This is a genomic window from Acinetobacter sp. LipI_23, from assembly GCF_058243045.1.
The window spans coordinates 3,036,380-3,059,325 of sequence record NZ_JBZAYJ010000001.1 but is presented as its reverse complement, the minus strand read 5'-3'; the positions used below and the strand labels follow the sequence as shown (position 1 = coordinate 3,059,325).

Genomic DNA, 22,946 nt, shown 5'->3' with positions numbered 1-22,946 from the left:
CTGTTCAATATACGGCAAATTACACGCAGGCTAAAGCGTTCAGTGGTTTTTTATCAACAAATAAAAGAAAGGCGGCTTATGGATTACAGATGCTGTGAATCGCATCAAACAATAATTTTGCTGCGGTCAGGGTTAAGCCGATACCTGCAAATACGGTGATGCTGATGGATGCATTGTCATTAAACGCACTTTCAGAAAAAATAGTGGTACTGATCGAGCTTAGCAACACAATAGCAAAGCAGAAAAGAACCATGGTGGTCGAGCTAACTCTTTTTGCGAACATGTTTGGGACCTCAGAGAGAACAGCAAAGGAGGATACTAAATGTTGATGTCATTAAAATGAATACATTGAAAATGACTTAATTTAGCTTACGGTTTTTGCGAACTTAAAAGAACCCAATTGCTGTTTTAAACCTGTGACAATGCTTTAATAAATGCAAAGAAATGACGCTTTGTGTAGTGGTCATTCTACGGGGAATTGATCGGGAAATATATAAAATTTAATGGATAAGCTGCCCTAATCTAGTGAAAAGGGCATGCGTGAGGGGGGAGAATTGTAAGCCTGTGTGTCTATTTGAGCAGCTTGAGCCAATCTTGGGGTTTCAGGTAAAAGTCGGTCAATTTTTTCTCAGCAGAATCGGCCTCCCATTCAGGTCGATATGACCAACCAGCCAAATTCGGCAAGCTCACTAAAATCGACTCAATCCGGCCACCTATTTGTAAACCAAAGAGCGTGCCGCGGTCATAGACCAAGTTATATTCGACATAACGACCACGACGATAGATTTGAAAGTCGCGTTGCGCCTCGCTATAAGACTTGTCTTGGTTGCGCTGGAAGATTGGAAGAATGGCGTTGAGGTAGCCATTGCCGACTGCTTGAATATATTGGAAACAGGTTTCAAAGTCCCATTGATTGAGATCGTCAAAGAACAATCCACCGACGCCACGTTGTTCGTCGCGGTGTTTTAAATAGAAGTAGTCATCACACCATTGTTTATGTTCGGCGTAGACTTCAGTGCCAAAGGGAGCACACAAGTCATGCGCCGTCTGATGCCATGACAGCACATCTTCATCATTTGGGTAAAATGGGGTGAGATCGAAGCCCCCCCCAAACCACCAAATTGGGTCTTGACCTTCTTTTTCAGCCACGAATAAGCGCACATTGGCATGTGAAGTCGGGACATTCGGGTTTTTCGGATGGATCACCAAAGAAACACCCATGGCCTGTGCCTTGGCACCTGCAATTTGCGGATGGCGTTCAGTCGCTGAAGCAGGGAGTTTAGATATGTTGATGTGTGAGAACATCACTCCACCTTTTTCAATCACTGTGCCATTTTGCAGTACGCGTGAACGACCACCACCACCTTCAGGACGCTCCCAATCATCTATTTCAAACTGTGCAGTCCCGCCACCAGCACGCTCTTGTTGTTCAAGTGCGGCACAAATACGAGCCTGTAAGTCGAGGAGAAATTCGCGAACGCGTTGGATATCCGCAGACGTTGGGTGCTGCATGAAAAGCCTCATGGGAAAAGATGAAAACTGCCTACATCAAAACATAAAACAGCAAAAAGATTAAGAATATTTTCCGAAGAGTCCTACTGCAGCATTCGATGTCGTGAAGCAAGTTAAAAATGAAAATGCTGCTATGTGCAAAATAACCTGACCAATTCGCTAGGTTGAATTCTGATTCTAAGCTCAGCAGAATAACCACAGTACAGACCTGAGTTTGGCGATGCAGAATAGGCTGCATCTTCTGAGTGCGGAAGAGCTGATGGTAAATATGCGCGATTCATTGATTCAAAAATACAATGTTCCTGGTCCACGTTATACCAGTTATCCAACGGTGCCGTATTGGGACGAGGCGCAGTTTTCTTTAGAGCAATGGAAACAGACGCTGAAAACATCGTTTGCTGAATCGAATTCGACTGAAGGCATAAGTTTGTATATTCATCTGCCTTTTTGCGAAAGTCTCTGTACTTTTTGTGGTTGCCACAAACGGGTGACCAAAAAACATGAGATGGAGCAGCCTTATATTCAGGCGGTTTTAAAAGAATGGTCTCTTTATTGTGACTTGCTTGAAGAGAAGCCGTGCATTAAAGAAATTCATTTGGGTGGCGGAACGCCCACTTTCTTTTCTCCAGTGCATTTAACTCAGTTAATTGAAGGCATCCTTGCGCAAGCAGAGATTGCCGAGCAGTATGAGTTTAGCTTTGAAGGGCATCCCAACAATACCACACGGGCGCATTTGCAAGCCTTGTATGACTTGGGCTTTCGCCGTGTCAGTTATGGGGTGCAGGATTATAATGAAACCGTACAAAAAGCCATTCATCGGATACAGCCTTTTGAACATGTCGAGCAAGTGACGCAGTGGGCACGTGAAATAGGCTATAGCTCAATTTCACATGATTTGGTCTTTGGTCTGCCTTTTCAAAACCTAGATGATGTGCTCAACACCATTGATCAAACCAATCGTTTACGTCCAGACCGTCTGGCATTTTATAGTTATGCACATGTGCCTTGGATCAAAGGCAATGGACAGCGTGGGTTTAAAGACCATGATGTGCCGAAAGATGAAGTAAAACGGCAGTGCTATGAAGAAGGGAAAAAGAAGCTGCTTGCGCAGGGGTATCATGAAATTGGTATGGATCATTTTGCTTTGGAAAGTGATGGGATGTACCAATCATTTCAGGCAGGCACTCTGCATCGCAATTTTATGGGTTACACCGCGTCTAAAACCCAAGTGATGATTGGTTTAGGTATCTCATCCATCAGCGACAGTTGGTATAGCTTTGCGCAAAATGAAAAAAAACTCGAAGATTATTATGCGCGACTGGAAAACAATGAACTTCCTGTCTATCGCGGGCATATTTTGAGTGCTGAAGATCTGATGATTCGTCGTCACATTTTAAATTTGATGTGTAGCTTTCAGACGTCATGGGCAGAACCAGATATGCAGTTTCCGGAATTGGCTGAGGTATTGGGACAACTGGAAGAAATGCAGGAAGATGGTTTATTGGAGATTGGGCCACACAGTATACGAGTAACTGAGCAGGGCAAAGCCTTTGTACGCAACATTTGTATGGCGTTTGATTTGCATTTAAAACGTCGGCGACCCGAGAGCCGTATTTTCTCCATGACGATCTAATCTTATTGAAGTGCTCTAAGCCAGCCTTTTCAAGCAGGCTTAGAGTAAGTTTTTAAATTTTAAAAATCATCTTTCTTGTACAAGTGCGCCATGCGTTCATGTTTGGTTTTTAAATATTCTTCATTGAAAGGATTTAAACCGACCGTCAAAGGCACACGATCTACCACATTGATCCCTTGCTCTTGCAGTGCTGCAATCTTCAATGGATTGTTGGTAATCAAACGGACTTGTTGAATATTTAAATGATCCAACATAATGCTGACCATGTCATAACGACGTGCATCGGCAGGGAGGTTGAGCATTAAGTTGGCATCGACCGTGTCATGCCCTTGATCTTGTAGCGCATAAGCACGAATTTTATTGGTCAGCCCAATGCCACGACCTTCTTGGCGCAAATACAGAATCACGCCTTGCCCAGCTTCATTGATCAGTTTTTGCGTGGCTTGCAATTGTGGGCCACAGTCACACTTCAAGGACGCAAAGGCATCGCCCGTGAGACATTCGGAATGAACACGGACTAAAACGGGTTCTGTGATCGGCTGATCCAAACCTTTTGAGAGTGCAACATGTTCTTCACCGGTCTTAGGATCTTGAAATACGGTGATGTTAAACTCACCAAAAGCAGTCGGTAAACGGGATGTGGCAACAAATTCAATAGGCACAGCTAAACCTGTAAATAGTTCAGAAATTGGCTAAAGTATAGCGTAATGCATCGACATTGGTAGAATTGCATCCACGAATTTATGCAGAAGATTTTCTTTTTTGTATAAAGCGAACGATAATAGTTGATAAATAGTAAGATTATTCAGGATAATCACCTGCACTAAACGAACACCCAGTGAGAGCACTGCTCAAAACTGCATCGCTAGAAATATGGCTGATTGAAGGTGATAGCATTCGACGATATGATCGAATTACCCATTTGACCTAGCTAGATTTGCCAGGCTTTAGAAGGCTTTGCCATATTATGTTGTATACAGAAATACCAGCTCATCGCCCTGTAACACCGTTGTTGGATACGATTGATCATCCTCAACAACTTCGCTCGCTTGAGCAAAGTCAATTAGCACAAGTGGCAGACGAGCTACGTCAATTTATTCTGTATGCCGCAGGACAAAGTGGGGGGCACTTTGGTGCAAACCTCGGTGTAGTCGAGCTCACCGTGGCATTACATTATTGCTTCAACACGCCGAATGACCGCTTAATTTGGGATGTCGGTCATCAAGCTTATCCGCATAAAGCATTAACGGGCCGCCGTGAACAGCTCACGACTATTCGTGCCAAAGATGGTTTAGCTGCCTTTCCTGCGCGTGATGAATCGGTATTTGATACCTTTGGAGTCGGACATTCTTCGACTGCGATTTCAGCAGGCCTAGGTATGGCGCTGGCACGTCGTTATCAAAACAATCCATGTGAAGTGGTCGCGATCATTGGCGATGGGGCGATGACAGCGGGTATGGCCTTTGAAGCTATGAACGATGCAGTCGCGCATGATGCGGACCTGATGGTGGTGCTAAATGACAACGATATGTCGATTTCATGCAGCACAGGTGGTTTTGCTAAACATTTGGCTTCGATTTGGGAGAGTGGTCAGTCCATTAATATTTCAGCGGATGGCGAAGCTTATGTGCAGCCACATCCTGAATGGATCTATAACTCACGCTTACACAGTGCAGCGACAGATGCGGCCGACAACGTCTTTAAAGCGATAGGTTTTGATTACTTTGGGCCTTTCGATGGGCACGATGTCGAACAGCTGACACAAGTCTTTACCGCATTAAAAAAACGTAAAGGGCCGCGTTTAATTCATGTCTATACCAAAAAAGGCAAAGGTTTCGCCCCTGCTGAAGCTGACCAAATCAAATACCACGCGATTACAAAAATAAATGCCAAGTCTGCTCCGCAAACAGCGCCTAAATATTCAGATGTCTTTGGTCAATGGTTATGTGATGAAGCCGTACAAGATGAGCGTTTACTGGCGATTACCCCTGCCATGTGTGAAGGCTCAGGTATGGTGGGTTTTGCTAAACAGTATCCACAGCGCTTTTTTGATGTCGCGATTGCAGAACAGCACGCTGTAACTTTGGCTGCGGGCATGGCGTGTGAAGGCTTAAAACCTGTGGTGGCTATTTACTCGACCTTCTTGCAGCGCGGGTATGATCAATTGATTCATGATGTGGCCCTGCAAAATCTAGATGTTACCTTTGGTATCGACCGTGCAGGTTTAGTGGGTGAAGATGGGCCGACTCATGCTGGGGCCTATGACTATGCCTTTATGCGCACCGTACCGAATTTGGTGATTATGGCGCCAAAAGACGAAAATGAATGTCGTCAAATGTTGCATACTGCTTATTTATACAATGGTCCTGCCGCCGTTCGTTACCCGCGTGGCAATGGTTTGGGTGTTGAGATTCAACAACAGATGACCCCAATGGAAATTGGTCAGGCTGAAATTGTAGCGAGCTTTAATGATGCCCAAGACGACGTTATTAGCATTCTTGCCTTTGGTAGTCGTGTTCAGGCCGCAGTAGAGGCAGCACATAAATTGGCTGAACAAGATTTAGCGGTTCGTGTGGTGAATATGCGCTTTGTTAAACCGCTTGATGAAAAGATGATAGCGACTTTAGCACCATCAACGGCTTTATTTGTTACGGTTGAAGAACATGCGGTGATGGCGGGTGCGGGCAGTGCGGTCAATGAATATTTGGCACAAGCTCAAATCGTGAAACCGATGTTAAATCTCGGATTAGCGGATACATTCATGCATCAAGCCACACATGCGCAAATGTTACATCAGGCAGGACTAGATGCAGAAGGCATTGAAAGTTCGGTGCGCCAGGCATGGTCAAAACTTGTACATATGTAGGACTTACGCACTATTATTTATAGATTCTCTGTGGTAGCAGATGATTTTTATCGAGAATAAAGTCATCAATGAAGTTTTTGATAACTGGTCTAAATAATTTCTTCTGCCAACGATATACATTTTCAAAGATCCGCTCAAACTGGTTCTTTTGTATCTCGACGTAGGCCATCAAGGCTGAAAAAATATGATTCAAAATCAGTTTAGATCGTCTTACTTGAAACTTTTCAATATGACAAACCTGTTTAATCACCCGGTGATATTGCTCTATTTTCCAATGACTTGAATGTAATTCATGAAAACCCTCAAAGGACAATAAATCATCTTCATCTTGATGCACAATATAAAACCTCTGCTGTTCTTTTAACTGAGTCTTAAATAATTGTACAAAGCCAAAATCTTTGAGCCAGACCACTTGACCCTGATGGAAATTTGGCAATAAACGCAGTTGAAACCATTGTCCTTTTTCTGGGGAAACCTTACGGTTACAGTCGATACCAAACATAAATCGAATACCATATTTTCTTATGGTTTTTAGATTTCCAGTCGATGAATACCAACTATCACCTGTAATAAATTGAATCTTTGCACCCCAACTGAGTACTTCACTTAACATATCCATAAAGTAATCATTCTTGGTTTTACTTTCAGATTTGTCATAAATTCGGAAATTAATTGGAATATTTTGACCATTCTGATCTGTCGCATACAAGGTAATGAGATTAATACCCTTGACGGATCGGTGGTGTTTGCCTGACCAAAAATAGCTAACCAAGTCCATATGTTGACTATAGGGTTTATCTAAAACAGTATCATCAATACTGACTATAAGTTTATTATTATCAATATGTTGAATTGCTTCTTGATATAGGTCGTGAGGTGTGTAGTCTTCACGTTCTAGAAAGCGATTTACACTATCATGCGAGATGTTATAAGTCTCGGCAAGTTGTGTGCAGCTAATAGAGTTCGGTTCTGTCATGAGAAAGCCCATATAAATGGGTAATGTACAAGTTGCTGTAGAAGCATGTTTAATTCGTCTGATCACAGATACTTTATAAAGTATTTTAATACTTTTTTGAATCCGTCAATGCGTAAGTCCTAATATGGTTTAAGCGCCGTTTTTAAATTTTAGAAACATTTTTTCCCTAAAAGCCCCGATCTTTGATAAGATGCGCGGGCTTTTATGCATTATTCTTTATCAATATCTTCAAATTGTAGTGGGTGTTCAATGGAACCTATGGTGGTGATGGCTGCGCGTGCGGCTCAATTAGTCGGTCAAGAGCTTTTAAAAGCGCATCAAAATCGTCATAAGCTCGATCTACAAGTCGAAGAAAAAGGAATTGATGGTCCTGTAACGCGTGTAGACCGTTATTTGGAACAATTGGCTATCGATACCCTACGTAAAAGCTATAAAAATCACAGCTTCCTTGGTGAAGAGTTTGGTTTTCAAGAAGGTAAAGGTCACGACGCAGATTGGTGTTGGATCATCGACCCACTTGATGGCACTCTAAACTTCATTAACGGTGTTCCTCACTTCTGTATCTCTATTGCAGTTCAACATAAAGGCATTACTCAACACGGCGTGATTTACGACCCTGTGAAAGATGAGTTGTTCTCTGCAAGTCGTGGTCGTGGTGCCATGATGAACCAACGCCGTATTCGTGTAAATGTGAAAGACAGCCTTGAAAATACATTCATGTCTGTGGGTCATGCTTACCGTGCAAAACGTAATGGTGAAGTGATTTCTTATGCAAAAAATCATTTTGATTCGTTGTTAAATGTGACTGAAGCTGGCGCGCAATACCGTCGTACAGGTTCTGCAGCATTAGATTTGGCATATGTTGCAGCAGGTCGTTTCGATGCGTACTTCGAACTTGGCTTAAAGCCTTGGGATATCGCAGCTGGTGAGTTGATCGTGAAAGAAGCGGGCGGCACAGTGGTTGATGCACGTGGTGGTAGCGAATCTATGGAAAATGGCCAAGTACTGGCATGTTCTATGAAAATGTTGAAACCTCTGATGAAAGCAGTTGTACCTGCTTGGGGTGAAGCGGCTAAGTAAATAGCATGCAGATCGTGTTTTAAGACATTGAAAAAGCCCTCAGAAGAGGGCTTTTTCTTTGATAAGGATAAAAAAAGTAAAGGCCTTTGTGGTGATTTACTTTATGGCTTTGCCCTCTATAGATTGTAAAACATAGGCTGTGCCAGAGTCTGATCACCTATTAATGAAGATAGCTCTATCTCAGAAATAAAGTGGGTTAAAATTAGCCAGCGTATAGACACCTATTTAAGCTTGCTGTGTGTAATGTTCATTACAGGTCACAGATACCAGTCAAATCACGGCAACATTAGAGAGCTAGTACAATTAATTGCGTTTTATGGCTGATAGTTGAGGGATAGAACGTAGAATGCTATTCAATATTTTTCTAGATGGTCAAAAAAATTAAAGTGAAAACCTGCATTTATTCAATCTTTGAGGAAAATATTGTATCAATTTCACGAAAAGAGGTGACTTTTAAAAATATCCTGTTATACTCCGCCCACGCACTAAATTTCGTTCATTACCTGAACATTCTCTTCTATCATTGTGTATGCGCGTCCGGTCCAAAGAGAGGACATTATTTCGCGCCCCACCCAATCGCTTAAGCGATTCCTTCAGGTTGCGGCTGTAATCAAATGTGCGTTATACGCATCGTCGTTCTCGAATCGCCGCTGATTCTATATTTTCAGCGATTATTGCTGTGCCGCTTTTTGCCGATGTCCATCAGACCATATATTTAATGGAGCACCCATTTTTCGGGTGAAATACTCTATGAGCAAAACTTTTGCTGATTTTCCTTTACATGAATCGTTACAACAAGCTTTACAAAGCTTAGGTTTTACTTCTCCTACGCCTGTACAGGAACAATCGATTCCTGCAGCTTTGGAAGGTAAAGACCTTTTAGTATCTAGCCAAACAGGTTCAGGTAAAACTGCAGCGTTCTTACTTCCAACGTTAAACGCACTTGCAGCACAAGAGACTTTCGTTCCGTTCAAAGAACGTATGAAAGCAATTACACAACCGAATATCTTGGTTCTTTGCCCAACTCGTGAGTTGGCGCAGCAAGTAAGCCAAGACGCGATTGGTTTTGTCCGTCATATGAAAGGTGCACGTATTGCAGCGATCATGGGTGGTATGCCGTTTGGTAAGCAAATCCAACAGTTAAAAGGTGCACAAGTTGTTGTTGCGACTCCAGGTCGTTTACTTGACCTTGTAAACCGTCGTCAAATTAAATTAGACCAAGTTGATGCGCTTATTGTTGACGAAGCAGACCGTATGCTTGATCTAGGTTTCTCTGAAGACTTAGAAGCAATCAGCGATCTTGCTGCAAACCGTAAACAGACTTTAATGTTCTCTGCAACATTTGCTGGTCGTATCATTACACTTGCTGAACGCATGATGAATGATCCACAACGTATTGCAATCGAAACTGGTCACTCTACGAATACTGACATCACTCAGACTTTACACTGGACTGATGGCTTTGAGCACAAGAAAAAATTACTAACGCATTGGTTAAGTGCTGAAGACGTAGATCAAGCTGTTGTATTCGCTTCTACTCAAGAAGACACCGATATGTTGGCTGAAGAATTGGCTGAAGCAGGTTTATCAGTTGTAGCACTTCATGGTGCTATGCCACAAACTGTTCGTAACCGTCGTTTACGTAGCATCCGTGAAGGTCGTGCAAAAATCTTAGTTGCAACTGACGTTGCTGCACGTGGTCTTGACGTACCAACTATTTCACACGTAATCAACTTCGGTCTTCCAATGAAGAACGAAGACTATGTACACCGTATTGGTCGTACAGGTCGTGCGGGTCGTACTGGTAAAGCAATCACTTTAGCAACTTACCGTGAACGCGGTAAAATCCGTGCTTTAGAAGATTTCTTAGATGCGCGTTTGAATGTATCTGAAATTGAAGGCCTTGAGCCATCTCCACCTCCTGCACGCGGTAGTCGTGATGGCGGCGGTCGTGGTCGTGATGGCGGTGGTCGTGGTCGTGATGGCGGCGGTCGTGGTCGTGGTGGTTTCGGTGGTCGTGATGGCGGCGGTCGTGCTCGTTTCGAAGGTGAGTCTAACTTTAAACGTCGTGAAGGTGGTGATGACCGTCCACGTCGTAGCTACGATGACAAACCTCGTGGTGATCGTCCAGCATTTGGTGGTGAAGATCGTCCACGTCGTGAGTTTAATAATGATCGTCCACGTCGTGAAGGCGGTTTCGGTGATCGTCCACAACGTTCTTTTGATGACCGTCCAAAACGTGATTTTGGTGATCGTCCAGCGCCACGTCGTGAAGGTGGTTTCGGTGATCGTCCACAACGTTCGTTTGATGACCGTCCAAAGCGTGAATTCAACTCTGATCGTCCACGTCGCGAAGGCGGTTTCAACGATAAGCCACGTTTTGACTCGAATGATGACAACCGCGGTAACCGTGTAGACTACAAACCACGTCGTGAAGGTTCTTTTGGTGACCGTCCAAAACGTGATTTTGGTGATCGTCCAGCGCCACGTCGTGAAGGTGGTTTTGGCGACCGTCCACAACGTTCTTTTAGTGATGACCGTCCAAAACGCACTTTCGGTGGTGAAGACCGTCCTAAGCGTACTTTTGGTGGCGAAGACCGTCCTAAGCGTGAATTTAATTCAGATCGTCCACGTACTGAAGGTGGTTTTGACCGCCCACGTCGTAAGTTTAACGACTAATTCTGAATGAATAAAAAAACCAGTGGAAACACTGGTTTTTTTTTGTCTACGGCTGTAAAAAAATAAATTAAAATGTATACTGAGTCATATTTTAATTGTATTGATAATAATGATGCACAATAATGAGGTTGAATCAATCGTCACACTCTCTGACGTGAAAGAGGTCAATATGGCACATTATCTCGGACTCTTTTTGCTGATTTGCAACATTCTTTTCTTTGTCTATAGTCGTTATGGATGAAGTATTTCATCTTATGTAGTTTGTTTTCGCCGTTCAAATAAATATAAATACAACCAACTGAAATCAATTCGTGCACAAAATTAGACACGGAATACGCTAACATATCGTTTTTTAATCCTTTATAGTATGCATGCTGAAAAAATGCAGGAAAACGCACAGCTATGAATAATCAAGCGCCTCTGACTGCTCAAGCCCTCATTGAGGTCAAAAACCTGAGCTTTAAGCGAGGGGAACGTGTCATTTATGATCAGGTCAATTTAAAAATTCGACAAGGTCAAATTACGGGCATTATGGGACCATCGGGTACAGGTAAAACCACTTTACTACGTTTAATTGGCGGTCAATTGACGCCTGACCAAGGTGAAGTGCTTTTTGATGGGCAAAATATTGCGAAAATGTCACGCAAAGAGTTATTCGCTGCGCGTGCGCGTATGGGTATGCTTTTTCAAAGTGGCGCATTGTTTACCGATATGTCGGTTTATGAAAATGTGGCCTTTCCGATAAGAGCACATACCAAGCTGCCTGAGCATTTACTGTCAGAAATTATATCTTTAAAACTAGAATCTGTCGGTTTACGTGGCGCAGAACAGATGATGCCTTCTGAGCTCTCAGGCGGGATGAACCGTCGTGTGGCTTTGGCACGTGCAATTGCGCTAGATCCTGAGCTGATCATGTACGATGAGCCATTTGCAGGACAAGATCCAATTGTGAAAGGTGTACTGACACGTCTGATTCGATCATTGCGAGAAGCTCTTGATTTAACAACAATTATTGTTTCACATGACGTGGCTGAAACCTTATCGATCGCAGACTATATCTATGTTGTTGCTGAAGGTAAAGTGCAAGGTGAAGGCACGCCTGAACAATTGCAGGCGAATGCTTCTCCGTTTGTTAAACAGTTTTTAACAGGTGCAGTTGAAGGGCCTGTCGATTATCAATTTAGCCATAAGGCATATCTAAATACTGAGGTGCAAGCATGAATGCGATAGCACTCTTAGGTCGACGCGTGATTGAACGGGTTCGCGGCATTGGTGTTGCCAGCCTGATGTTATTACAAATTTTATTTTCGATGCCCACTGCTTTAGGTGTTCGGTTATTTGTTTACCAAATGTACCGTGTTGGGGTGTTATCACTGCTTATTATTGTGGTGTCAGGGCTATTTATTGGCGCGGTACTGGGCTTACAGATGTATAGCATCTTGGTGACCTTTGGTAGTGAAGCGATGCTGGGTACAGCAGTTGCGTTAACCTTACTTCGTGAGTTAGCACCTGTAGTTGCAGCATTGCTGTTTGCAGGTCGTGCAGGTTCTGCATTAACGGCTGAGATTGGCTTAATGAAAGCCACAGAGCAGCTGTCCAGTATGGAAATGATCGGGGTTGATCCACTTAAACGAGTAATCTCACCGCGACTTTGGGCCGGTATTTTCAGTTTACCGATGTTGTCTGTCATTTTCGCTGCGGTGGGGATTATGGGTGGTAAAATGGTAGGGGTAGACTTCTTGGGTGCAGATGAAGGTTCTTACTGGAGTGGCATTCAAAGTAGCGTAGAGTTCTATAAAGATGTCCTGAATGGCACCATCATTAAAAGTTTTGTTTTTGCTTTAATTTGTACATGGATTGCGGTGTATCAAGGCTATGCCTGTGAACCGACATCTGAAGGTATTGCGACATCAACCACACGCACTGTGGTGTATTCATCGCTCTGTGTTTTAGGTTTTGATTTTGTGTTGACTGCGGTCATGTTTGGAGGTGTTTAATGAAATCACGTGCAAGTGAGCTGGCAGTCGGCATATTTGTCATTTTATTCGGTATCGCGTTGTTTTTTATCGCGATGCGTGTGAGTGGCTTGGTGGGATCGAATCTCAGTGATCGCTATGAAATGAGTGCAACCTTCGATAACGTAAATGGTTTAAAACCACGTGCTAAAGTGACGATGAGTGGGGTAAAAATTGGTCAAGTCGATCAAATAAGCTTAGACCCTGTGACACGTTTAGCGACCGTTTCTTTTTCTTTGGATGGTAAATTAACGACCTTTAATGCAGCACAACTCAAAGAAGTTGAAAAGAATGCACTTGAAGAGCTTCGTTACAGTAGCGACTATACCGCTGCGGATGCTGCGCAACAAAAAGAAATGGAAAAGCAACTTATTGCGAACATGAAGTCCATCACCAGCATTGATGAAGATGCTTATATTATGGTGGCAACCAATGGTCTGCTAGGGGAGAAGTACTTGAAAATTGTTCCAGGGGGTGGTTTGAACTACGTGAAACGTGGTGAAAGCATTGGCAATACCCAAGGCACAATGGACCTAGAAGACTTAATTACTAAATTTATTACGGGCGGTGCAGGTAAATCGAAAGATGCTTCAGCAACAACTGAGCAACCTGAAACTGCTGAAACAGCAGATGCCAACGTGTCATTTGTTGAATGATTTGAAGAGGACCAATTGTAGTGAATACTTTATTGAAACAAACACTGACAGCTAGCATTTTAACTACAATGTTTGCGGGTACTGCTTTTGCAGCACCAAGTGAAGCACCACCTGCTTTTGTTAAAAAAGTGGCAGATGGTTTGATTGCGCGTTTAAAAGCGGATCATGCCAAACTCCAAAACAACCCAGCTGCGGTGAAAACGATTGTTCGTCAAAACTTAGACCCATATGTGGATTCACAAGCATTTTCACGTATTGTGATGGGGACTTATGCAACCAATCAATACAGTACAGCTGCACAACGCGCGAAGTTTGAAAATAATTTCCGTGAAACACTGATTGAAAATTACGGTTCTGCATTCGCGAAATTCAGCAATCAGACATATACCATCCGTCCGTATAAAGAAACGAACAGCAAAAACCCTGTGGTGACGATCGACTTTAATAACAAAGGCGAAAAAATCCCAGTGTCTTTCCAGTTAGCGGATAAAGGCAACCAATGGAAAATCCGTAATATCAATGTGTCGGGTATCGACCTTGGTTTACAGTTCCGTAATCAGTTCGCGGCAACAGTTAAACGTAATGGCGGCGACCTAGATAAAGCGATTGCAAACTTCCAACCTGATGCAGAAGCAGCGGTTGAAAAGAAAAAATAAGTAGGTGAAAGGTGATTAACTTTAGCAATCAGGAAATGCAGCTTTCAGGTCAGATTACATATGACAATGCTGAAAGCTACTATCAACAAGGTCTGAAGGTGATTCAGTCACAGTCTTATCCTGTGGTGGTGAATCTGGCCCAGCTTGAGCATGGTAGTACATTGGCATTAGCAGTATTGGTGCGTTGGTTGCGTCAAACACCCGATGCACATAGTTTACATTTTAAAGCTGTACCTGAAAAAATGATGAAGGTAATTCAAGCCTGTCATTTACAGGATGACTTAAAGTTAATCCCTTAAGTAAAAAAAAGCACCCTAAGGTGCTTTTTTTATATGTTGCGTTTCTTAAATCTATGAGGAAAAGCCGTGTTTTAAAGTGTACTCAAATCCATTTCTTCCAGCGGAAGTAAATGAGCGGGCCAATCAGGAAGGCCATTAAGATTAGGCTTACCACAATAAAACTGGTGCCGCCTTTGGCAAAAGGCAACACATCGGTGTTCATGCCGTAAATACTGGCAATCAGCATTGGTGGAGCGAGCATACTGGGTAAGATAGAGAAGCGACGAATCGTGTCATTCTGCTCGGTGTTAATGAAGCCTGAGGTGGTGTCCAGTAAGAATCGCACTTTTTGGAACAAGAAGGCATCATGCTCAACCAGTGAGCGAACGTCTTCACTGAGCTCTCGAATATCCGCATCATAAATATGACTACCTAAAGCACGCGGGCGTGATAAAAAGGTCAGTACACGGCGTAAGTCAATCAAACACAGCTGTGCTTTTCCAAGCATATCTTCCAAGTGTGCCAGACGGGTAATCATGTCATCTAAGTCGAGAATCATCTCACGGTGACGGTTATTCAGCACTTCTGTGGAATACTTTTCCAAGTCCTTGTGGATATCTTCTAAGATATCCGCAAGCTCGTCCAGCTTCGCCTCGAGTAAACCGAGTAAGATCCACGTTGGATCTTTATAGTCGATTTCGTAGTCATTGCGGCGCGCACGCGCACGAAAGGCACGGAACGCCACCAGTTTTTCCCCGCGAAGGGTAAAGAGACGTTCTTTATGTAAAATGAAAGCGACAGTTTGTACCGTGGCAAGGGCACCGCTGCTTTCTTCAGGCTCACCATCGACTTGATAGTTTTTATTTTTCGTTAAAAAATACGTACTGATATGCAAAATACCGTCGTCATCACGGTAGAATCGAGCTGAAGATGAAATGTCTTCGAGTGATTTTAGCGTAGGTAAATTTTGTTCATATGCATCTAAAATCCACTGTTGTTCTTCTTGAGAGGGAGCAATGAGGTCAAGCCAGACCAAATCGGGCTGAAGATCGAAATCGCCATTAATGGTGATGTCTTCTAAGCTACCGCGCTCTGTGGCGTAAAAGGCTTCAAGCATGCCGTCTTTCTCCTTTGCGCAGTAATGGTTGAAGTGGATGGGTGTATTTTAGACAAGGATTGCAATAAAAACACTGATCGAATGGTTAAATTGCTAAAAAATATCCATTCATTTTAGTGAAGTTGCATGACAATTAAATATCAGAGTAAAAAATGACAAATTCAATTGCGATCTTTTGTGGTTCCGCATTAGGTTCAGATCAAATCTTTTCCGAAACAGCACGTCAGGTTGGACACGCCATTGCAGAACAAGGCAAAACCTTGGTCTATGGTGGTGGTCGTTCGGGCTTAATGGGTATTGTGGCAGACAGTGCTTTAGAGGCAGGCGGTCAAGTGATTGGCGTGATTCCACACGTGCTGGTGGATCGTGAGCTGGCGCATCAAGGCCTGACCGAGTTACATGTCGTTAAAGACATGCAAGAGCGTAAACTGAAAATGTCAGCCTTGTCGGATGGATTTATTGCAATGCCTGGCGGCGCAGGGACTTTAGAAGAAATTTTTGAACAATGGACGTGGGCTCAGCTCGGCATTCACCTCAAGCCGAATGCCTTTTTAAATGTAAATGGCTTTTATGATGATTTACTTAAATTCCTAAAGATGACCACCGACAAAGGCTTTACCCATGCACGCTTTACCGACAGCCTGATTGTATCGGATTCAGTGAAAGCAATTTTAAAGCAGATGGATCAGTTCCAAGCACCTGAACCGAAGTGGGGCATGGTTGATCCTGAGTTGTTGGATGTCAAAGCATGAAGGTGATTACTGTCGCTGCGGCTATTATTGTGAATGAACAGCAGCAGCTTTTGTTGGTGCGTAAGCAGAACACCGCATGTTTTATGCAAGTGGGTGGTAAGCTTGAGCCCAATGAAGCACCTGAGCAAACCATGCTGCGTGAGATTCGGGAGGAAATTGGAAGTGATGCGACGATTGAACAGTTTGTTGGTCGTTTTGAAACTGCCACTGCCAATGAACCTGATTTTAAATTGGTGAGCTATGTTTACCATGTTCAGCTTCAGCAAGCGCCACAAATTGCGGCTGAAATTGCAGAAATGAAATGGGTCAGTTTGAATGACCAGCAGGCTGCACTTGCACCGCTAACCACTGAGGTGGTCATGCCATGGGTACGTGAACATTTGCTGATTGACGTAGTCTAATTATTCAAGTGCATAGGCAATACACGCGGCGCTGACTTTATGACAACCCAATTGTTCAAGTTGTAAAGTCAGTGCCTGAATGGAGCTGCCTGTGGTCACAACATCATCCAAAATCAAAACACGCCGGTAGCGTTTTGCGTACTGACGTTGCTGTGGATCGATTTTAAACTGTTGATGAATTTGATCTAAGCGTTCCAGTCGACTGAGTCCTTTTTGTGAATGTTGATGCAGTCGTATCACAGGTTGCCAAATGGGCACATTTAGCTGCTTGGCTAAGTCTTTGGCGAGGATCATTGATTGGTTATAGCCACGTTCGGCTAAACGCTGGCTCGAAATCGGCATTGGAACAATTGCTTGCACTTTAGGGAAGCGAATTTGCTGAAGAATGCCTGACAGTAGAGGCTGCCAATGCAGTTGTTGTTCATATTTGAACTGCTGAATAAGATGATCTAAAGGATATTGATAATGTCCCGCCACATGAATACTCAGCTCTTGTTTTTCAATGGTCTGTGGATGCAGTGGGAGTTGTTGCCAGCAATCCAAACAGACCGAATGTAGATCTGCGCGTACAATGCCACACAACTGACAGGGCTGTGCTCTGTGTAGCAACTGTTTGGCAGTATGTAGCAGATGACTAAACATAGGCATAGCGTGGTGCTTCAGGCAGCCAGCGTTTCAGTAAGGCTTCAGCATTTTGTGGATAGTCTTTTAAAATCTGAGCTGCGACATAATGTGCCTGATTGAGCAAATGATCATCGCGTTCTAGTTTCGCCACACGAAAGCCCATATCACCCGTTTGTTTGGTACCGAGCAATTCACCAGGGCCACGAATTTCCAAATCTTTTTCGGCAATTAAAAAGCCATCATTGGTTTCCCGCATGACGCGTAAGCGTTCTTGTCCATTTTGAGACAGCGGGCTTTTATATAACAGAGCGCAAAAGCTAGCCTTGGCACCTCGACCAACACGGCCACGTAATTGGTGTAATTGAGAGAGTCCTAAACGTTCCGCATTTTCAATCACCATGATCGAGGCATTCGGTACATCGACTCCCACTTCAATCACTGTGGTCGCAATCAAGAGTTGTAATTCATTGGCTTTAAACTGTTGCATCACTGCTTGTTTTTCGTCGGCTTTCATTTTGCCATGTACGAGGCCAATGTTGAGTTCGGGGAAACGTTCTTTAATTTCTAAATAGGTCGCTTCAGCAGCTTGAGCATCTAAGGTTTCAGACTCTTCAACTAAGGTGCAGACCCAGTAGGCTTGTTTGCCTTCGAGGCAGTTGCTGGCAATACGCTGTAGGACTTCTTCACGACGGTCAAGTGGAATGGTCACGGTTTGAATCGGCGTTCGTCCGGGTGGAAGTTCATCAATCACGGACGTGTCTAAGTCTCCATAGGCAGACATGGCTAAAGTTCGTGGAATCGGCGTTGCGGTCATGACCAATTGATGTGGGGTCATATTCTGCGCGCCTTTATTGCGTAGGGCTAAGCGCTGATCGACCCCGAAGCGGTGCTGCTCATCAATAATTACTAATCCAAGTTTGGCAAAGCGGACATTGTCTTGAAACAGGGCGTGTGTACCCACCACCAGATGCGCTGTGCCATCGACAATTGCTTGTTCGGCTGTGGCACGTGCTTTGCCTTTTTGTTTACCTGAAAGCCAAGATACACTGAGTCCCAAAGGTTCAAACCATTTTTTAAAATTGAGATAATGTTGTTCCGCCAAAATTTCAGTCGGTGCCATTAACGCCACTTGCCAACCTTCCTCTAAGGCATGGCAGGCTGCGACTCCAGCGACCAAGGTTTTGCCTGCACCGACATCGCCTTGAACCAAACGTAACATCGGTTTATTAAGTTTTAAGTCTTGTACAATTTCTTTGGAGACGCGCTTTTGTGCATTGGTCATTTCAAAAGGCAAGCTGCTGAGCAGTTGTTTGGCAAACTGACGACTGGCAGAAATACGTGGTGCTTCAATTTGTTGGATATAGGCGCGACGGCTTAATAGACTGACCTGATGCGCAACCAACTCTTCAAAAATCAAACGTTGCTGGGCAGGGTGTGAGCCTTGGCTCAGTTGCAGCATATTGGCATCTACAGGAGGATGATGGATGTAATCCAACGCCTGTTTAAGTGCATAGCCATTGGTAAATTTTGCGGGCAGCAGTTCAGGTAAATCATCACTGTGCTTGGCTAAAGCCTGTTTGATGTATTCACGAAACTTAGGTTGCGTCAGACCTTCTGTGCTGGGGTAAATCGCAGTCAGTTGGGTTTGTGGAAGTGGCGTATGTTCTGTAATGAGTTGAATTTCGGGGTGATACATTTCCAGACCACGCGCACCCACACGGACTTCACCAAAAATACGCAGACGGTTGCCAACCTTTGCGCGATCCGTTAAGCCTTTATAGATATGGTAAAAGCGTAAAGTCACTTTGCCAAAGTCGTCTTGCAGTCCAATCGCCATCGATTTACGTTTACCAGGCGGAAAGTCTACACCTTGAATCGTGCCTTCGAGTAAATAGCTACGCCCCACAGTCAATTGGTTCATGGGGATGATCGTGCTACGATCTTCATAGTCTCGTGGCAGATGAAACAGCAGATCATCTGTAGTGAAGAGATTCAACTTTTCAAGTAGTGCAGCAGAGGCAGCTCCGACCCCCTGCAACTGATGGACTGCAGCCATGTCCCCTCAACTTTGTCTGTGATTTGGTGCTAAATGCATATTTTATTTATAGGTTATGGTAAAACATCTCAGCGTGTTGCTAAACAGTTATTTCAGCAAGGCCACCAAATTACCACAATTAGCCGAAGTCCGAAATCAGATGATTGGGCTGAGCATTTGATTCAAGATATTCATCAGTTGGATTTGTCTCAAGTCGCACCGATTGATGCCGTATATATCTTACTCTCGCCTGAGGGCACTACGGTGGAGGCGTATCAGCGAACTTTTATAGACTCGATTGCACCCATGCTACATGCCTTAAAAAGCCATCCTTTAAAAAAAGTGATCGTGGTTTCTTCCACACGTGTTTATGGTGAAAGTGCAGGTGAGCGAGTTGATGATGACACTAGTCCCCAACCGAGCGATGCACAAGGGCAGGTGCTATTGAATATGGAAACTTTGTGGCAACAGGCTTATCCCTCTGAATGTGTGATTGTACGTCCAACAGGAATTTATGGGACTTCAGTTGCACGTATGATTAAACTTGCGGGGACCACAAAATCTTATCCCAAACTGCATTGGTCGAACCGAATTCATGTTGAGGATTTGGCTGCTTTTTTAGCGCAATTGCTTCACGTGGAACATACTGAAAAGTCTTACATTTGTAGTAATAGCCAACCGCTACCTTTACATGAAATCATCCAATGGTTTCAACAGCAGTTAGGACTGCCAGTTTTGATTTTGGAAAGTGATGTGCCATCAGGCAAGCAAATTTATGCTTCACGTATGCAGCAGATGAATTTTGAATTACAGCATTCTCATTGTTTTGATGATTATTTGGCGTTGTTAGCAGAGCGTGAGTCAAAATAATTTTTTATTTTCACTCATAAAAAATGTGAAGCATCGTTTGGAAAATGGCTGTGGAACGTGAAGAATCATGACAAATCCGTTCCAGTGCGTTTAACCCTAGAACGGCTTTTATTAAGATATTGATGCTTATAGGAAAATTTTAAGAATTTCGTATAAGGTGTATTATGTTAATTTAAAAAGTATTGATAATCCCCTAAATTATGTACTACTCAAAATTCAAAAAATTGATGATAGGAAAAAGATGAAAAATTACAAATTTTATCTAATGTTTATTTTATCGACATTGATACTTATTATTTTTATAACATCATCGCCACTATTAAAAAATAAATTTTTTTTAATGACTCATAGTAATTGGGTTAAAGTTAATAATTTTAAGATTATAGAAACATATACTTATTGTTCAAGTGAACCTTGGAGGAGGGGCATCGATAGAGCTGCTTATCGATACATCAAGTATGAATACTCTTTTGATAAAAGGAAATATATTGGAGAAAACGAAAAACTTTTTGGAGTGTATAGAATCAATCTTTTAGACAACTGTGAAAAACTTAAAGAAAAAAATGAAGTGCTATGGAATGAATACAATAAGAATAATTATCCATTATATGTAAATATAAGTAATAGTAAAATACTAATTTCAAATAATTTATTTAAAATTGGTACATCTTTATTTTTATCTATACTATTTGAAATACAAGGAGTAATTATTACTCTAGTTATAGTTGTTTCAAGTGCGTTATTCTATGATTTAATTAGAAGATAGTTCATTCAACTCTTTTAAAGCTTCACCTGCTGCCGCATTGCCATTTTCATATGATTTAGTAAACTAAAATTTTTCTTTTTCTAAATCATTATAAGTATTTGCATATATATATGCTGCATTACTCTGAGCTTCAGGTAGGTTTTGTTCTGCTGCTTTAAGAGGCTTTGTTGCACAAACCTAGCCTATAAGGTTTATTCAGTCCTATAATTTCAAAATGAATAAACCTACTCCTAAAACTTATCGTACAACCAACTGGTCTTCCTATAATCACGCTCTCATTAATCGGGGCAACATTTCCATTTGGTTTGATCCAAACACTCAGTGGTATGCACAACCACAAAACAAGCAAGGTCGAAATCAAACTTACTCCGATACGGCTATTCAATGCTGTTTAATGATCAAATCTTTATTTAGACTCTCTTTACGCATGGTCACAGGTTTTGTTCAAAGTCTGATTAAACTTTGTGGATTAAATTGGACCGCACCAGATTACAGTACGCTTTGTCGAAGACAAAAACATATTGATATTGCGATTAGCTATCAAAAAAGTAGTGATGGGCTACATCTACTCGTCGACTCAACTGGCTTAAAGTTTCTAGGTGAAGGTGAGTGGAAACGTAAGAAACATGGACCTGAATATCGTCGCCAATGGCGTAAGCTTCATATTGGCATCGATGCTGAAACCTTGCAAATACGTGCAGTACAGCTTACTACAAATAATGTGAGCGATTCGCAAGTACTCGGTGATTTACTTGCTCAAATTCCCTTAGATGAACGAATTGATTCGGTCTATACCGATGGTGCTTATGACACGAAGCACTGCAGACAAGTCATTCTAGATCGAGATGCACATGCGCTCATTCCGCCAAGAAAAAATGCAAAACCATGGAAAGATCAGAAATTGAGATCTTTAGAGCGGAATGAGTTACTGAAAACAGTTAAACGTTTAGGAAGAACGCTTTGGAAAAAATGGTCTGGTTATCATCGTCGAAGTTTAGTTGAAACCAAGATGCATTGCATCAAACTATTAGGTGATAAATTAACAGCAAGGAGTTTTTCTAGTCAGGTGAATGAGATTCATGCACGCATAGCCGTATTGAACAAATTTACAGAATTAGGTCGTCCTCATACCCAAGTTGTCACTTGAATTCTGTTCAAATGAGCAGAGTGTTATCTTTTAAATCTTTGTGCAACAAAGCCTATTTTAATTAAAGTTTTGGTATTTATATAAAAACTTAATAATATAGCGTAAGAGGTGTTATGTTAACTATATAAAAAAAAACATTATTCGCATACTTCTATACTTTTTTCTCTTTCAGTGAAATTAATTAAGTTATTATTTTTTATGAAAAAATAATTTTTAAATTCGTATTGTCGAAAAGCTTTCCCTCTTTGTAGTTCAACTTGAATATATGTTTCTAAAAAATCTGATTTCAAACTACTTTTTGAAAAGCAAAAAATATATTTACTATTTGTATTAGATAGATTTTTTAAACTTTCTTTATAAATAGTTTCTGATAATTCATCATTAGGGTTTCCAGCCATATCTCTAAAAAATGTATCGAACATTGAAAACTCTTTAGAATCAAAAAATTCCTTAGGTTTCAATGAACAAATACTTTCATTGCTTACAATTTCATATTTAAAATAACGTACACGTTTTTCTTTACAACCAATGAGTGATAATGATGCCAATAACATACTTAAAAGAACTATATATTTCATTATTTTATACTTTAGTAAATTAAGAAAAGCAGTGGAACTACTGTAATTAGCGTAATATTTGAAACTAATTTATATTCTACTGGATCATTAATGATTGGTTGTACTAGCTTGTTGTTCAGTATTTAATTTTAAAGTTTATATTTCTTGCTAATTCATGGATATATGGATCATAAATAGAATTAGGTAAAGTCCAAATTTATAAAAAGTATTCCTTAACTATTTATCTATTTAACCTATATTGGCTTAAATTTTTTATTTAGTATTTTTTTGTTGAACAGCATAGATACCTACCTTTTGTAGATACC

Annotated in this window: 22 protein-coding genes; 14 read left to right on the top strand and 8 right to left on the bottom strand. The window is 42.0% G+C overall.

What is annotated here, in order from left to right; all coding sequences use genetic code 11:
* Positions 1-76: 76 nt before the first annotated feature.
* Together AC4CVD_RS15115 and hemF are read right to left on the bottom strand one after the other, a co-directional pair.
* Positions 77-283 (bottom strand): hypothetical protein, encoded by a 207-nt coding sequence (locus AC4CVD_RS15115; RefSeq protein WP_010327619.1) that lies wholly within the window; start codon positions 281-283, stop codon positions 77-79.
* A gap of 287 nt (positions 284-570) precedes the next feature.
* Complete coding sequence (gene hemF / locus AC4CVD_RS15110; protein ID WP_114836555.1) at positions 571-1,512, bottom strand: oxygen-dependent coproporphyrinogen oxidase; 942 nt, start codon at positions 1,510-1,512, stop codon at positions 571-573.
* Positions 1,513-1,780: 268 nt separating this feature from the next.
* On the opposite strand from hemF, the gene hemN reads away from it, so the two are divergent.
* Positions 1,781-3,145, top strand: a complete 1,365-nt coding sequence (gene hemN, locus AC4CVD_RS15105; protein ID WP_279698772.1) for an oxygen-independent coproporphyrinogen III oxidase — start codon at positions 1,781-1,783, stop codon at positions 3,143-3,145.
* Between the two features lie 59 nt (positions 3,146-3,204).
* On the opposite strand, the gene ribA is transcribed toward hemN, so the two are convergent.
* The gene (gene ribA, locus AC4CVD_RS15100; RefSeq protein ID WP_058870370.1) at positions 3,205-3,807 is read right to left on the bottom strand and encodes a GTP cyclohydrolase II; all 603 of its coding nucleotides are present in this window, start codon (positions 3,805-3,807) and stop codon (positions 3,205-3,207) included.
* Positions 3,808-4,112: 305 nt separating this feature from the next.
* On the opposite strand from ribA, the gene dxs reads away from it, so the two are divergent.
* Positions 4,113-6,011 carry a 1-deoxy-D-xylulose-5-phosphate synthase gene (dxs, locus tag AC4CVD_RS15095; protein ID WP_490753385.1) on the top strand — a complete coding sequence of 633 codons (1,899 nt, stop codon included), beginning with the start codon at positions 4,113-4,115 and terminating at the stop codon, positions 6,009-6,011.
* 13 nt (positions 6,012-6,024) lie between these two features.
* Here dxs and AC4CVD_RS15090 read toward each other — a convergent pair whose 3' ends face one another.
* Positions 6,025-7,053 (bottom strand): IS701 family transposase, encoded by a 1,029-nt coding sequence (locus AC4CVD_RS15090; RefSeq protein ID WP_007116247.1) that lies wholly within the window; start codon positions 7,051-7,053, stop codon positions 6,025-6,027.
* A 183-nt stretch (positions 7,054-7,236) separates the two neighbouring features.
* On the opposite strand from AC4CVD_RS15090, the gene AC4CVD_RS15085 reads away from it, so the two are divergent.
* From AC4CVD_RS15085 to AC4CVD_RS15055, 7 genes are all read left to right on the top strand, one after another.
* The gene (locus AC4CVD_RS15085) at positions 7,237-8,067 is read left to right on the top strand and encodes an inositol monophosphatase family protein (protein ID WP_004691373.1); all 831 of its coding nucleotides are present in this window, start codon (positions 7,237-7,239) and stop codon (positions 8,065-8,067) included.
* A 750-nt stretch (positions 8,068-8,817) separates the two neighbouring features.
* On the top strand, positions 8,818-10,746 hold the full coding sequence (locus AC4CVD_RS15080; protein WP_004691371.1) for a DEAD/DEAH box helicase: 1,929 nt from the start codon (positions 8,818-8,820) through the stop codon (positions 10,744-10,746).
* A 402-nt stretch (positions 10,747-11,148) separates the two neighbouring features.
* On the top strand, positions 11,149-11,967 hold the full coding sequence (locus AC4CVD_RS15075; protein WP_114836553.1) for an ABC transporter ATP-binding protein: 819 nt from the start codon (positions 11,149-11,151) through the stop codon (positions 11,965-11,967).
* Positions 11,964-12,743 (top strand): lipid asymmetry maintenance ABC transporter permease subunit MlaE, encoded by a 780-nt coding sequence (gene mlaE, locus AC4CVD_RS15070; protein WP_004691368.1) that lies wholly within the window; start codon positions 11,964-11,966, stop codon positions 12,741-12,743. Before AC4CVD_RS15075 ends, mlaE begins: the two co-directional genes overlap by 4 nt.
* A complete protein-coding gene (gene mlaD / locus AC4CVD_RS15065; RefSeq protein ID WP_004691366.1) occupies positions 12,743-13,417 on the top strand; it encodes an outer membrane lipid asymmetry maintenance protein MlaD in 675 nt (224 codons plus the stop codon). The genes mlaE and mlaD overlap by 1 nt, the downstream gene beginning before the upstream one ends.
* A gap of 20 nt (positions 13,418-13,437) precedes the next feature.
* Positions 13,438-14,073 (top strand): MlaC/ttg2D family ABC transporter substrate-binding protein, encoded by a 636-nt coding sequence (locus tag AC4CVD_RS15060; protein ID WP_087527364.1) that lies wholly within the window; start codon positions 13,438-13,440, stop codon positions 14,071-14,073.
* Between the two features lie 11 nt (positions 14,074-14,084).
* Positions 14,085-14,372 carry an STAS domain-containing protein gene (locus tag AC4CVD_RS15055; RefSeq protein WP_004691363.1) on the top strand — a complete coding sequence of 96 codons (288 nt, stop codon included), beginning with the start codon at positions 14,085-14,087 and terminating at the stop codon, positions 14,370-14,372.
* 82 nt (positions 14,373-14,454) lie between these two features.
* Here the strand turns inward: AC4CVD_RS15055 and AC4CVD_RS15050 are convergent, their stop codons facing one another.
* The gene (locus AC4CVD_RS15050; protein WP_004691361.1) at positions 14,455-15,468 is read right to left on the bottom strand and encodes a CorA family divalent cation transporter; all 1,014 of its coding nucleotides are present in this window, start codon (positions 15,466-15,468) and stop codon (positions 14,455-14,457) included.
* A 152-nt stretch (positions 15,469-15,620) separates the two neighbouring features.
* On the opposite strand from AC4CVD_RS15050, the gene AC4CVD_RS15045 reads away from it, so the two are divergent.
* Positions 15,621-16,220: an LOG family protein gene (locus tag AC4CVD_RS15045; protein ID WP_004691359.1), complete on the top strand. Its 600-nt coding sequence runs from the start codon at positions 15,621-15,623 to the stop codon at positions 16,218-16,220.
* Positions 16,217-16,621, top strand: coding sequence for an NUDIX hydrolase (locus AC4CVD_RS15040; RefSeq protein WP_004691357.1), 405 nt, complete (start codon positions 16,217-16,219; stop codon positions 16,619-16,621). Before AC4CVD_RS15045 ends, AC4CVD_RS15040 begins: the two co-directional genes overlap by 4 nt.
* Here AC4CVD_RS15040 and AC4CVD_RS15035 read toward each other — a convergent pair whose 3' ends face one another.
* Together AC4CVD_RS15035 and recG are read right to left on the bottom strand one after the other, a co-directional pair.
* Positions 16,622-17,269, bottom strand: coding sequence for a ComF family protein (locus tag AC4CVD_RS15035; RefSeq protein WP_125273538.1), 648 nt, complete (start codon positions 17,267-17,269; stop codon positions 16,622-16,624).
* Positions 17,256-19,301, bottom strand: a complete 2,046-nt coding sequence (recG, locus tag AC4CVD_RS15030) for an ATP-dependent DNA helicase RecG (RefSeq protein ID WP_201706821.1) — start codon at positions 19,299-19,301, stop codon at positions 17,256-17,258. Before recG ends, AC4CVD_RS15035 begins: the two co-directional genes overlap by 14 nt.
* A gap of 33 nt (positions 19,302-19,334) precedes the next feature.
* Here recG and AC4CVD_RS15025 point away from each other — a divergent pair, with 33 nt between their 5' ends.
* From AC4CVD_RS15025 to AC4CVD_RS15015, 3 genes are all read left to right on the top strand, one after another.
* Complete coding sequence (locus AC4CVD_RS15025) at positions 19,335-20,150, top strand: NAD-dependent epimerase/dehydratase family protein (RefSeq protein WP_490753384.1); 816 nt, start codon at positions 19,335-19,337, stop codon at positions 20,148-20,150.
* A gap of 241 nt (positions 20,151-20,391) precedes the next feature.
* On the top strand, positions 20,392-20,916 hold the full coding sequence (locus AC4CVD_RS15020) for a hypothetical protein (protein ID WP_490753383.1): 525 nt from the start codon (positions 20,392-20,394) through the stop codon (positions 20,914-20,916).
* Between the two features lie 214 nt (positions 20,917-21,130).
* Complete coding sequence (locus AC4CVD_RS15015) at positions 21,131-22,063, top strand: IS5-like element ISAha2 family transposase (RefSeq protein WP_419284437.1); 933 nt, start codon at positions 21,131-21,133, stop codon at positions 22,061-22,063.
* 137 nt (positions 22,064-22,200) lie between these two features.
* Here AC4CVD_RS15015 and AC4CVD_RS15010 read toward each other — a convergent pair whose 3' ends face one another.
* Complete coding sequence (locus tag AC4CVD_RS15010) at positions 22,201-22,641, bottom strand: hypothetical protein (protein WP_490753382.1); 441 nt, start codon at positions 22,639-22,641, stop codon at positions 22,201-22,203.
* Positions 22,642-22,946 lie beyond the last annotated feature (305 nt).

What these genes read in the sequence shown, in the direction of transcription:
- AC4CVD_RS15115 (WP_010327619.1), bottom strand. Translation starts at nt 283, where the DNA reads ATGTTCGCAAAAAGAGTTAGCTCGACCACCATGGTTCTTTTCTGCTTT.
- hemN (WP_279698772.1), top strand. Translation starts at nt 1,781, where the DNA reads ATGCGCGATTCATTGATTCAAAAATACAATGTTCCTGGTCCACGTTAT.
- recG (WP_201706821.1), bottom strand. Translation starts at nt 19,301, where the DNA reads ATGGCTGCAGTCCATCAGTTGCAGGGGGTCGGAGCTGCCTCTGCTGCA.
- mlaE (WP_004691368.1), top strand. Translation starts at nt 11,964, where the DNA reads ATGAATGCGATAGCACTCTTAGGTCGACGCGTGATTGAACGGGTTCGC.
- AC4CVD_RS15020 (WP_490753383.1), top strand. Translation starts at nt 20,392, where the DNA reads ATGAAAAATTACAAATTTTATCTAATGTTTATTTTATCGACATTGATA.
- AC4CVD_RS15035 (WP_125273538.1), bottom strand. Translation starts at nt 17,269, where the DNA reads ATGCCTATGTTTAGTCATCTGCTACATACTGCCAAACAGTTGCTACAC.
- AC4CVD_RS15050 (WP_004691361.1), bottom strand. Translation starts at nt 15,468, where the DNA reads ATGCTTGAAGCCTTTTACGCCACAGAGCGCGGTAGCTTAGAAGACATC.
- mlaD (WP_004691366.1), top strand. Translation starts at nt 12,743, where the DNA reads ATGAAATCACGTGCAAGTGAGCTGGCAGTCGGCATATTTGTCATTTTA.
- AC4CVD_RS15045 (WP_004691359.1), top strand. Translation starts at nt 15,621, where the DNA reads ATGACAAATTCAATTGCGATCTTTTGTGGTTCCGCATTAGGTTCAGAT.
- AC4CVD_RS15025 (WP_490753384.1), top strand. Translation starts at nt 19,335, where the DNA reads ATGCATATTTTATTTATAGGTTATGGTAAAACATCTCAGCGTGTTGCT.
- hemF (WP_114836555.1), bottom strand. Translation starts at nt 1,512, where the DNA reads ATGCAGCACCCAACGTCTGCGGATATCCAACGCGTTCGCGAATTTCTC.
- dxs (WP_490753385.1), top strand. Translation starts at nt 4,113, where the DNA reads ATGTTGTATACAGAAATACCAGCTCATCGCCCTGTAACACCGTTGTTG.
- AC4CVD_RS15040 (WP_004691357.1), top strand. Translation starts at nt 16,217, where the DNA reads ATGAAGGTGATTACTGTCGCTGCGGCTATTATTGTGAATGAACAGCAG.
- AC4CVD_RS15085 (WP_004691373.1), top strand. Translation starts at nt 7,237, where the DNA reads ATGGAACCTATGGTGGTGATGGCTGCGCGTGCGGCTCAATTAGTCGGT.
- AC4CVD_RS15075 (WP_114836553.1), top strand. Translation starts at nt 11,149, where the DNA reads ATGAATAATCAAGCGCCTCTGACTGCTCAAGCCCTCATTGAGGTCAAA.
- AC4CVD_RS15080 (WP_004691371.1), top strand. Translation starts at nt 8,818, where the DNA reads ATGAGCAAAACTTTTGCTGATTTTCCTTTACATGAATCGTTACAACAA.
- AC4CVD_RS15015 (WP_419284437.1), top strand. Translation starts at nt 21,131, where the DNA reads ATGAATAAACCTACTCCTAAAACTTATCGTACAACCAACTGGTCTTCC.
- AC4CVD_RS15010 (WP_490753382.1), bottom strand. Translation starts at nt 22,641, where the DNA reads ATGAAATATATAGTTCTTTTAAGTATGTTATTGGCATCATTATCACTC.